Origin of the sequence: Chryseobacterium hagamense (assembly GCF_007991455.1) — a bacterium.
Classification (GTDB): Bacteria; Bacteroidota; Bacteroidia; order Flavobacteriales; family Weeksellaceae; genus Chryseobacterium; species Chryseobacterium hagamense.
Map to the genome: position 1 here is coordinate 17,384 of NZ_BJYJ01000040.1, position 10,691 is coordinate 28,074.

Sequence of the window (10,691 nt, forward strand, 5' to 3'; positions counted from 1 at the left end):
CTACGGATTTTCGAAATCAACCTTAATGATTTCTTTCTTTGAGCGCTTTTTTGAATTTCAAAAGAAAGTCCATCAATTAATTTTTTCGTGGATTCCGTTTTCCTTTGGAGATCTGGTTTATATTCTTACAGGGATTTTTCTGCTTTATCATGGGGCAGCTTTATTTAAAAAACGGAAAAGGCATTCTTCCCTGCTTTCTCTTTTAGTCGGAATTAATATTTTTTATTTTCTGTACCAGGTATTTTGGGGCATGCTCTATTTCCAGGTCCCGATCATCAAAAAGCTTCCTACCCAAAAAGAGCCCACCACTGAAAAAGCAAAAATCCTGGCCCTGAACTATCTGGAAAAGTGCAAAAGAACCAGAAGCCTGGTGAAGGAAGACCATAACGGGATTTTTATTATTACGGATCTAAAAGCTTTACAAAAAGAAATTCTTAATAAACAAGCCCGTCTTCCGGAAAACATTTCCGGTAAAAAAGCACCTGGGATCAATTCCTTTAAACCCAGCCTCTTTAAAGAGGTAATGAATTTTACGGGTATTCTGGGATATTACAATCCGTTTACTGCCGAAGCACAATACAACTCGCAACTGCCTCATACCTATATTCCCTTTACTTCTGCCCATGAAAGTTCACACCAGCTGGGATTCGCACGGGAGCAGGAAGCCAATTTTGTCGGTTATCTGATCGGGATTGATTCTAAAAACCCGGAACTGCGTTACAGCACGGAGTATTTCACTTTAAAAAGCCTTCTGAATTTTATCGTAGAAGAAGATCCTGAATTTGTAAAATCGATGCTGAAAAATTACTCTCTGCCCATGAAGAGAGACAGGGTCTATGAAAAAGCTTTTGTATTAAAACATCAGGGATGGCTGGATGATTTTTTCGGATTTACCAATAATCTTTTTCTGAAGAGCAATCAGCAGGAAGGATCTATTACTTATTCCTATTTTATCGATCTTTTACTGAATTATGAAAGTTCTGAAAAATAAAAGAATCGTATCAGGCGATACGATTCTAAAAACACAAATGATGAAAAAAAATTTATTACCTTGACTTGTTCCCTCATTCAAGGCTTTGTAAAAGTACAATATATTTTAGAATAAAAAAAAAAATTAAAGTCTTTTTTAAAACTTTATGAAAACTTTAAGAATTTTTGAACTTTTTGTTAAGCCGATTAACTGAATTACAATTTAAAAAGGTAGATAAACTCCTGACAGCAAAATGATTAGCTTGGGAAACATTTGCAGAATATGGAGCTGATCAAGCGCTCATTAAGCATTGATCAGTTTAAAATTATTTAATAATATATGATTAGGCTATATATCGGTTGAACTTTTAAAATTACGTATAATCATTCTGCTTTTCCTGTCTCTTCGGGTTTAAACCAATACAGCAGTGCCTGAATATCCGTATCATTTATTCTTTAATTTTTCCAATTCCGTTCTCAGATCTTCGTTCTCATATTTCAAAAAGGTAATGTAATCCTGTAAATTTTCTATTATAGAATTGGAAAGATGAATAATCACCGGGTCTTCTGATTTTTTAATATCATCAACAGATACATCCAATGCCCTGGCAAGTTTTTCCCATTCACCGTCATAAATCTTTGATTTTCCATTCTCCTTACGGGAATAGCTGGAGACATCGGTTGATAATATTTTTGCCAGGTCCTCCTGTTTTAAGCCTTTCTGCTTACGAAGAAATTTTAGTCTTTTGTGTACCATTTGTTTGTGCTTTCCTACAAATGTATAAAAACTAAATGCAAAATTTATAATAACAACTACAAAAAAACCGTAATTTTCATCTAATTATAGTGAAATATTTTTCCTTTGTTTAAAGGTATCAGGATTGAAAAATCGCCTTAGGATTTCGGATTATATATGTACAGATATATTTTAAGATAAAAATCATAAACACTTCTGAATTGTTACCGCTATCAACCAATGTAAAGTGATATTAATTCAACTTTAAAATAAGGACTGACTCAATAGATAACAGTCTTTTAGGTTTATGAAATATTTTATCTAAATGCTATTATAATCACCAATGAATATTCTGATCATTTCTATGGTCATCACAAACAATAAACTATTACAATGTGTTGAATATTACTTTCATGTTTAATAAAGTTTCCAATCTACAAGTCCTACAATATATCTTGTAAATAAACGACAATACATCCGTCACTAAGATATTTTTTGCAGGAATTTGCATAAAATCGCAAAAAAATCGCAAATTTTCTCTAACAGGAGTGAACTGAATTTTTATAATTTTAAAATCTCAATATTGATAAAGCGCTTTAAACAACTCAAAGTATATATGTACAGATATATTTTGAACCGCTGATCAGTGAAGCCCATGCCAGGGATCGTATGGCAAAAGCAAATTATTAATTTAAAAAATGAAACAGATGAAAAATTTTAGAAAACTTTCGAGACAAGACTTGAAAGAGGTTTTTGGTGGAAGAAGAGCATGTGCTCACTTTATACAAGGTAATAATGGAGAATGGGTTAGAAGAGATGGAGAATGCGTAACTACTGTAGAGTGGCATCAGGTGGGTGATGTATCTGTACCAGTTAAAACAAGTTATTGCGACACAGGTTTAGGACAGGTAAATGTTACTTCTAATGGCGGCCAATCAAGATGTTAAGTAAAATTTTCACTTTCTAATTAAAATATGAAGTTTGCCTTATGTGGCAAACTTCTTTAAATAAACATTATGAATTATAAAATATTTTTATCATTAATTATTGCTTTCTTTATTTTATCTTGTAGTAATAATAAATACAAAACTGTTATATCGGGCAATATTCCTAACCTACCAGATGGCAAACTCTATTTGTATAAAGATAAATATAATGATCGCATCGATAGTGTTGAAACTCACAAAGGAAAATTTGAAATGAGATACCAACGAAAAACTGCAGAGCCACAATATTTGGGAATTGAGCATATCGATCAACAGGGAATAAAAAGATCTTTTTCATTTCCGACGAATGCCAAATATAAAGGATCAGGTTGCAACTCACAGTATTTTTTTTCCGATTCTATTATTGCAATTAATGGTGAACTGGAGGAATTTACACCGAAGAATTTAATTTTAAGCCCCCAATACAAACTCGTGAAAAATCCGAAGATCTCTGCAGGAATGCAGACTAAAGCTTTATACAACATCGATTGTGATTTATTCAATAATTTTAGTGCACCAAGTATTCTCCTAATAAAAAATAAGATTAGGCAATATCCTTATTCTTATCATTTGTTATATAATATAGATGACAACAAAAACAGCTTTTCACCACAACAGGTCGACGAATTTTTGAAGCTGTTCAAAGGAGAGATTACGGAGAGTGAATCTTTCAAAAAATTATCCGCCTATAATAAGAAAAGATTTACCGAAAAAGAAATAGCCATGCCTTTACTGGAAAATAGTACCGGTAAAAAATCTGAAATCATGGATTCTAAATATAAAAAACACTTAATTGTCTTCTGGGCCAGCTGGTGCGGTCCGTGCCGGCAGGAAATTCCTCTTCTAAAAACCATTTACAAAAACAAAAATCCAGATCTGGAATTTATTTCAATTTCAATCGATGAAGATAGAAAAGCATGGAAGAAAGCTCTGAATGAAGAACAGATGACATGGAAGCAATATATAATCGCCGAAAAAGATCCGGATTACGAAAAGATTCAGATGCGCTTCCGGCTGAACGGAGCTATTCCCTATACGGTACTTGTTGATAATGATTTTAAGATCATAAAGGCAACGGTCGGCTTATCGTCAGAGAAGAATTTAAAGGATTTTATCAAAATCGAAAAAGTATCCGATAAATGATTGATGAAATTGATTTTGATGTATTCCTGACTGATGTATCTCATTTACCATATAAGACAACTAATTTACAATATACCTTAAAGGTAAGTAAACAATACATTCGCCACTAAGATATTTTTTGCAGGAATTTGCATGAAAATCGCAAAAAAATCGCAAATTTTATCCATTCTATGTGAGATAATTTTTCATAGTTTTGAAATCTCAATATTGATAAAGCGCTTTAAAAAAATTCATTTATATATGTACAGATATAGATGAAACAAATGATCATTAAAAACACCCATGTCAGGGTTTATATGACAAAAATAATTGTTCAATATAAAATAAATTTTCACAAATGAAAAATTTAAAAGTAAAGAGAGTTGAAAAAACTAAACTTTCTAAAATCTACGGAGGGAAAATGATTAGTACACATGGATCACAAAACACTGTGGTAAATGGTACTAAAGTAGTTCAGATTATGAGCGATGCGTTTGATGATAAAGATAATGATGGAAAATGGGATAGCAACGAGAGTGGAAGTATCTGTTATTCATATTTATAATTAATAAAATAAAAAAAATGAACAAAAAATTAACTAAAAAAAAGATTTCGATTAATAAACTTAATAAAGTTTATGGTGGAAAATGGTTAAATACACAAAATGGCACTACAACAAATAGTAGTGGTTGTACAATTACTAAATCTGATCTTTACCTGGATAGCGATGATAATGGGAAGATGAATGATGATGAGTGGAAATCATTACAGACTTGTACTTCTACACAATGTCCTTAACCTAAGATAAATGACTTTTATAAACAAAAAGTCTTGCTTCAAAAGCAGTACACTCTCGTGTACTGCTTAATAAATTTATATTCTATAATTTTATGAAAAATATATTATTTTTATTTTGCTTTCAATTTTTGTTTTCACAGAATATTTCGCCACAAGAAAAATTTACGGCAAGCCAAAATTATATTTATTTAGCAAAGTTCGAGCTTTATAAAAAAGATTATAAAAAATCCAGCATTTTATTTAAGAAAGCATTTAATTTCCATTCTGCAGACGACTCTTATGATCTGCTTGATGCAGCAGCAAGTGCATTATATAATGGCGAAAACGATTTATCTGAAAAGTACATCATTGAGGCAATAACAGATCATAAAGCACCTTTAGAATTTATTATGGGCTATAAGAAATTCGAAAGCTTTAAAAACAATTCTTTTTTTAAAGAATTGCCTAATCAATATGATGCTTATTTTAATGGCTTTTATGCAAAACGCAAAAATTTGCAAGCCTATTTGGATGCCGATCTGCTAATGGAAAAAGACCAGATGATTAGAAATATTATTTCCGATCTCGATAATAATGCTGAAGAGACAAAAGTAACTAAAAAGCTTATTTATAACGAATTAGATAAAGTAGACGAGAAAAATGCGCAGGAATTAATTGAATTAACGAAAAAATATGGTTACCAAGACAGAGCATGGGTATTATTATGGCATCATAGGGATGAATTAAATGACGAGAAAAGTAATTTTTGGCAATTTTTTAAACCCGTTATTAACCAAGAAATAAAAGACGGAAAATTACATAAAAGTTTTTTCGCTTCTTTCGAAGATGATAATTACATGACATTTCATCAAAAACAAAAATATGGTTTGTTTCCACAGATGTATATGGAAAATCCAATTGCTGATATTAAGAATGTAGATCAATTACGAGAAGATGTCGGCTTACCACCATTATCATTTGATATAATTGTTAATGGCTATCCTGTATCTGACGGATATAAAATGTCAGAAGCCGATTTACGAAAAGAACTAGAGAGAAGAGTTTCAAAATATGAAATGATAGAATCTCATGGTAATTAATATAATTTCTGAAGAAAGTGATAAATCTACCGATAATATACTAAGATGGTTAGTTTATTATAACCAGCCATTTCAAAGATTCAATGTTGAACAATATACTACCTTTACATATCTTTTAGGAAACGGGGATAGAAATTCGACTAAAAATATATTACATAGAAGGGCAAAATTGCGCACGCATTTATATACAGGTTTTAATGTCTTAGATAATTATATTAAGGAAGAAACCAACATGTTGATCAAGGCATGGGAAAAAATTGTCAGATCTGATGGCATATCAAACTATATGGGAGGTTTTAATGAAGAAGACCAGCATGATAAATTATTCGATCTTTTTATTGCTGAATCTGTAGGACTAAAAATTCCTAAAACACTTATAACAAATTCCAAAAAAGAATTGATTGATTTTGCAGAAAAACACAAAGTAATTACGAAAGCAATAAATAAACCTATTAGATTAGATTTAGAAAATATATCTATCTCTGATAGAGGGACTCTTATAGTAGATAAACAAAGTATTAATGAGCTAAATGAGGATTTTTCTTTAAGTATTTTCCAAGAATATGTTGAGAAAGAATTTGAAATTAGAGCATTAGTTTATGAAAAAAAAATATTTGCAATGGCTATTTTTTCGCAAAAGGATAGCTCAACAAAAACAGACTTTAGAAATTACAATAATGAGACACCTAATCGGTGCGTTCCATTTAAATTACCTAAAAGAATAGAAGGCAAAATTTTGAAATTTTTTAAACTTAAAAAAATTAATATGGGTTCCATTGACTTAATATTCAACGAAAATGGTTTTTATTTTTTAGAAAATAATCCACAAGGTCAATATGAATGGTTATCCGAAAATTGTAATTATTATGTTGATAGATATATAGCAGAACAATTAATAAAATTTCAAGATGAATAGAAACGAATATCATTCAATCTATATAAAAAAGTCAGTAACAGAATTACAAATTAAAAAAAAATATAGTAGCGAGAAGATTTCCGTAAAAAAACTTCACAGCAAAAATATCATACGACAGAGTTTTCACAAACCAATTACAAAAATTATAAGTTTTCAATAGATGTATCTTAAAATATTTTCAAATTGTCGCTTAGTAAGAGGTTTTAAGAACTGTCTTATTTACGATATGCAAAGGGGAAGTATAACAAACATTCCAGAAGATTTATACAACACCTTATTAAAGTATAATAATAAAAAATATGACTCTAATTTAAAATTGGAGTTAAGAGACTATATAGATTTTTTAGTCGAAGAAGAATTTGTTTTTATCACAAAAACTCCTCAGTATTTTCCGGAAATAAGTGATGAATTTGCTTTGCCTTCTAGGATAAGTAATGCAGTTATTGACATCAAAGATGATAGTATATTTGATTTGAATGAAATTCTCTTACAATTAGATGATTTTAATTGTGAAAATATTGAATTGCGATTCTTTAAGAATGTGAATGAGAGCAGGATAAAAAACATAATTGAATTTATTAATGAAAATGAATTGTTTTTGACTAATATAGGTATAGTACTACCTTATGAGGAAAATGTAAACTATACTCAGATATTAGAAATAAATAGAATTGTGTATTTACATATTTACAATTGCAAATCAGACGATACAGTTATATTATCTGAAGATAAGCATATTGTATTTAGCTCCCTTCAAATTTTTTCTTACAAAAATTGCGGACTCATAAATTCAAATGACTTTACATTAAATAAATACTTATTTTTTGAATCCTTACACCATAACTCCTGCCTTCACAAAAAAATCTCCATCGACTCCGAAGGAAACATTAGGAACTGCCCTTCTATGCCACAAAGCTTTGGCAACATTAAAGATACGACTTTAGAAAAAGCATTAGCCCACCCTGATTTCAAAAAATACTGGAATCTTACCAAAGATGAAGTTGAAGTCTGTAAAGATTGTGAATTCCGATACATTTGTACAGATTGTAGAGCTTATACTGAAAGAACCCATACCAATGCAGAAGGATTAGACATCTCAAAACCTTTAAAATGCGGGTACAATCCTTATACCGGAGAATGGCAAGAATGGAGTATTAATGCGTTAAAAGAAAAAGCCATTAAATATTACGGAATGGAAGAATTGGTAAAGAAATTTCCTTATGATTAAATTCACATAGCCTTTTCAAAGGAGGTATCATCATCATAAATCACGTCAAAATGAAAAAAGTGTTTGTTTTTTTCAAACATCTCCTTATTTTAGAGGAAAAATATTAATATGCTATTGGACAAACTCATTAACTACTTAAAACTTGATAAACAGGAGTTTCTTTTTCAGTTCAACTCACATCCAAACTATCCTTCAGCGTTAGCCTTCAGTGATACCCTTAATTTTATGGGAGTCAGGAATGATGCTTATGAACTGGATAAAGAATATTGGGATGAGCTTCCTGAAGAATTTATTGCCATTGTGGATAATTCATTTTCGCTGGTAAAAAAAAGCGGCAGCCAATATTCGATATATTCTGACAAGGCAAAAACTTTAGACAAGAATGAACTGTATAAAAAATCTACGGATTTCGTTTTGCTTTTTGAGAAAGACAAAGTGGAACATAAAGCGGCCACAAACTACAAATCTTTGATTTATGCTGTATTTGCTGTTATTTTAATATACTCCCTGATAAGTCTGTCATGGTATGAAATTGTTTTCACTGTACTTTCACTGGCAGGAGTATATATTTCCCAGGAAATTTTCAATCAGAAATTCGGGAATACTTCTACCGTTATCGGAAGTATCTGCGGAGAAACTACAGGCAATCAAAATGTAAATTCCTGCCAGAAAATTATCAACGACGACAAAACAAGTATTCTTGGTTTAAAATTTTCCGACTTTTCATTAATTTACTTTATAGGAATTACTGCTCTGGGACTGTTCCTGCCGGCGACCTCACTGGTCATAAAAGGATTTACCTTCGCTTCACTTATTGCCATCGGTTATTCTTTATACGTCCAGGGATTCGTTGAAAAAACATTCTGCCGGGTATGCCTTCTGATTATTTCGGTATTGGTTACCCAGCTTTTAATAGGACTGTTCTTTTTTGAAAATACTGTATTCGATATCCGGACTGCCCTATTAAGCATTGTTTTGTGGATTGCTGTATTTTCTATTGTTTTATATTTAAATAATACCCTTCACGATAAAGAATCACTGCAAAAATCAAATGCTAAAAATTTAAGGTTCAAAAGAAATTATGAGTTGTTCAGAAGAGAATTGTTAGAAAACGAAAAAGTAACTTTCAGCGACAATGAAACTTTTTTTGTCGGAAGTAAAGAGGCCAAGCTCCATTTATCGATCGTTTCCAATCCATACTGTGGTTTCTGCAAAGATGCTCATAAAATCGTTGAAAATTTATTGGAAAAGTATCCTGATGACATTTCGGTACAGATGAGGTTCAATTATACCCCTGACAAACAGAACGAAAAGTTCACCAATCTGATCTCAGATTTCATGTATACCTATAAGAATAAACCGGCACATGAATTTTTACATCTGGTAGAATATTGGTTTGAAAACAAAGATGAAAATAAAATAAGGCAGAAGACAGGAAACGTTTCACATAACGAAGACCTGGCACCACTTATTGAAATGTCGGAAGAAAACAGAGCTGCAGGTCTTAATTTCACTCCTATCATTCTGATCAATGGCTACCAGTTCCCTGATAAATATGACCGGGAAGACCTCTATTATTTTATAGATGAGTTAACCGAGGATGAAGAAATTAATACAAAAATGGTTTTCGATATATAATATTCACTATATTAGGACAAATTTAAAGCGGAATCCGAAAAGCTTGAAGAGTAGAAAAAAAAATAATTTATATCATGAAAAATTTAAGAAAAATGTCAAGAAGAGAATAAAAAAAATTGATGGAGGAAAGCCTTATCCTGGAGGCGGTGGCGGTTTTAATTGTGAAAATTCATGTAGTCCTAATGATGGATTTTGTGAACAATATGGACTTACATGTGGAGCATGGATTCATACTTCTCCTGACGGTACAGTAAATTATGCTTGTACAAAGTGTGCATAATTTATTAAAGACAATGTTGGTGCAGAAATAATTGCATCAACATTATTTTTCAACAAAACTGTATTTAATGAAAAAACAAATATTTGTCGCTATAATTATATTAATTACCAATTTAGTATATAGTCAAAATATGACAGGTATATATGAACTGAAATTCAGAATTAATCAAGATAAGGATCATTTAACAACAAATATTTTTTATCTTGATATTAATGGATCTCAGTCTATTTTCAGATCAGAATTAGAAAGAAAATCTGATTCTTTAATTAATAAAAAAGGATTTGGCTTTGGAAGAAAGGCTCTTTTCATAACAGATTTATGTGCAGTAAAAAATTTAAAAAATAATGAAATTAAAAAAATAATAGTCTCGGGTCTAATGGGCAATCGCTATTCTATAAAGGTAGAAGATTCCTTAAAATGGGAAATTAAAAATGAGAAACAGAAAATAGGAAATTTAAATTGTCAAAAAGCAGAAGTAGATTATGGTGGAAGACATTGGATTGCTTGGTTTTCAGAATCCGTAAATTTACAAGAAGGACCTTACATATTTCATGGATTACCTGGCTTAATAGTCAGAATATCAGATTCTCATTTAGATTATAATTTTAATTTAATTCAGTTAAAAAAATCGAATGACAACAATATATATTTTCATAAGTCAAAAGAAAAAGAAATGTCTTGGGGAGATTTTCAGAAAATGATACAAAATTATTATAACGACCCATTATATGAAATTAAGAACAGTGGAATGAATTATACAATAGTAGATGACAAGGAAAACATTTCTTCGTTGAATCCCAAAATAATACAGAAAAAACACCAGACTAATTTAAAAGAAAACGACAGCAATTTAATAGAATTGGATAAGATGGTTTCTCTAAAATAATTAATTAACAATAACTATTATATAATTTACATCTAATGCTTAAAAATAAGCAA

The 10,691-nt window shown here is 30.6% G+C and carries 12 protein-coding genes; 11 read left to right on the forward strand and 1 reads right to left on the reverse strand.

The genetic code is table 11. From position 1 onward, the window contains the following. Positions 1-25: 25 nt before the first annotated feature. On the forward strand, positions 26-991 hold the full coding sequence (locus CHA01nite_RS18855; protein WP_146944268.1) for a DUF3810 domain-containing protein: 966 nt from the start codon (positions 26-28) through the stop codon (positions 989-991). A gap of 423 nt (positions 992-1,414) precedes the next feature. Here the strand turns inward: CHA01nite_RS18855 and CHA01nite_RS18860 are convergent, their stop codons facing one another. After that, positions 1,415-1,726 carry a helix-turn-helix domain-containing protein gene (locus CHA01nite_RS18860; RefSeq protein WP_146944269.1) on the reverse strand — a complete coding sequence of 104 codons (312 nt, stop codon included), beginning with the start codon at positions 1,724-1,726 and terminating at the stop codon, positions 1,415-1,417. Positions 1,727-2,403: 677 nt separating this feature from the next. Between CHA01nite_RS18860 and CHA01nite_RS18865 the strand changes: the two genes are divergently transcribed. The 10 genes from CHA01nite_RS18865 (at position 2,404) to CHA01nite_RS18910 (ending at position 10,638) form a co-directional block, all read left to right on the forward strand. After that, positions 2,404-2,652 carry a bacteriocin-like protein gene (locus CHA01nite_RS18865; protein WP_228458461.1) on the forward strand — a complete coding sequence of 83 codons (249 nt, stop codon included), beginning with the start codon at positions 2,404-2,406 and terminating at the stop codon, positions 2,650-2,652. 69 nt (positions 2,653-2,721) lie between these two features. After that, complete coding sequence (locus CHA01nite_RS18870; RefSeq protein ID WP_228458462.1) at positions 2,722-3,834, forward strand: TlpA disulfide reductase family protein; 1,113 nt, start codon at positions 2,722-2,724, stop codon at positions 3,832-3,834. 337 nt (positions 3,835-4,171) lie between these two features. Next, positions 4,172-4,378: a hypothetical protein gene (locus tag CHA01nite_RS18875; RefSeq protein ID WP_146944273.1), complete on the forward strand. Its 207-nt coding sequence runs from the start codon at positions 4,172-4,174 to the stop codon at positions 4,376-4,378. Positions 4,379-4,395: 17 nt separating this feature from the next. Continuing rightward, positions 4,396-4,611, forward strand: a complete 216-nt coding sequence (locus CHA01nite_RS18880; protein ID WP_146944275.1) for a hypothetical protein — start codon at positions 4,396-4,398, stop codon at positions 4,609-4,611. A 92-nt stretch (positions 4,612-4,703) separates the two neighbouring features. After that, positions 4,704-5,690 (forward strand): hypothetical protein, encoded by a 987-nt coding sequence (locus CHA01nite_RS18885; protein WP_146944277.1) that lies wholly within the window; start codon positions 4,704-4,706, stop codon positions 5,688-5,690. Then, positions 5,680-6,606 carry an ATP-grasp domain-containing protein gene (locus CHA01nite_RS18890; RefSeq protein ID WP_146944279.1) on the forward strand — a complete coding sequence of 309 codons (927 nt, stop codon included), beginning with the start codon at positions 5,680-5,682 and terminating at the stop codon, positions 6,604-6,606. The genes CHA01nite_RS18885 and CHA01nite_RS18890 overlap by 11 nt, the downstream gene beginning before the upstream one ends. Before the next feature lie 160 nt (positions 6,607-6,766). After that, positions 6,767-7,834 (forward strand): grasp-with-spasm system SPASM domain peptide maturase, encoded by a 1,068-nt coding sequence (gene gwsS / locus CHA01nite_RS18895; RefSeq protein ID WP_146944281.1) that lies wholly within the window; start codon positions 6,767-6,769, stop codon positions 7,832-7,834. 108 nt (positions 7,835-7,942) lie between these two features. Beyond that, positions 7,943-9,472: a thioredoxin domain-containing protein gene (locus CHA01nite_RS18900; RefSeq protein ID WP_146944283.1), complete on the forward strand. Its 1,530-nt coding sequence runs from the start codon at positions 7,943-7,945 to the stop codon at positions 9,470-9,472. 43 nt (positions 9,473-9,515) lie between these two features. Further along, entirely contained in the window at positions 9,516-9,752 is a 237-nt protein-coding gene (locus tag CHA01nite_RS18905) for a hypothetical protein (protein WP_146944285.1), read from the forward strand. Between the two features lie 67 nt (positions 9,753-9,819). Beyond that, positions 9,820-10,638, forward strand: coding sequence for a GLPGLI family protein (locus tag CHA01nite_RS18910; protein ID WP_146944287.1), 819 nt, complete (start codon positions 9,820-9,822; stop codon positions 10,636-10,638). Positions 10,639-10,691 lie beyond the last annotated feature (53 nt).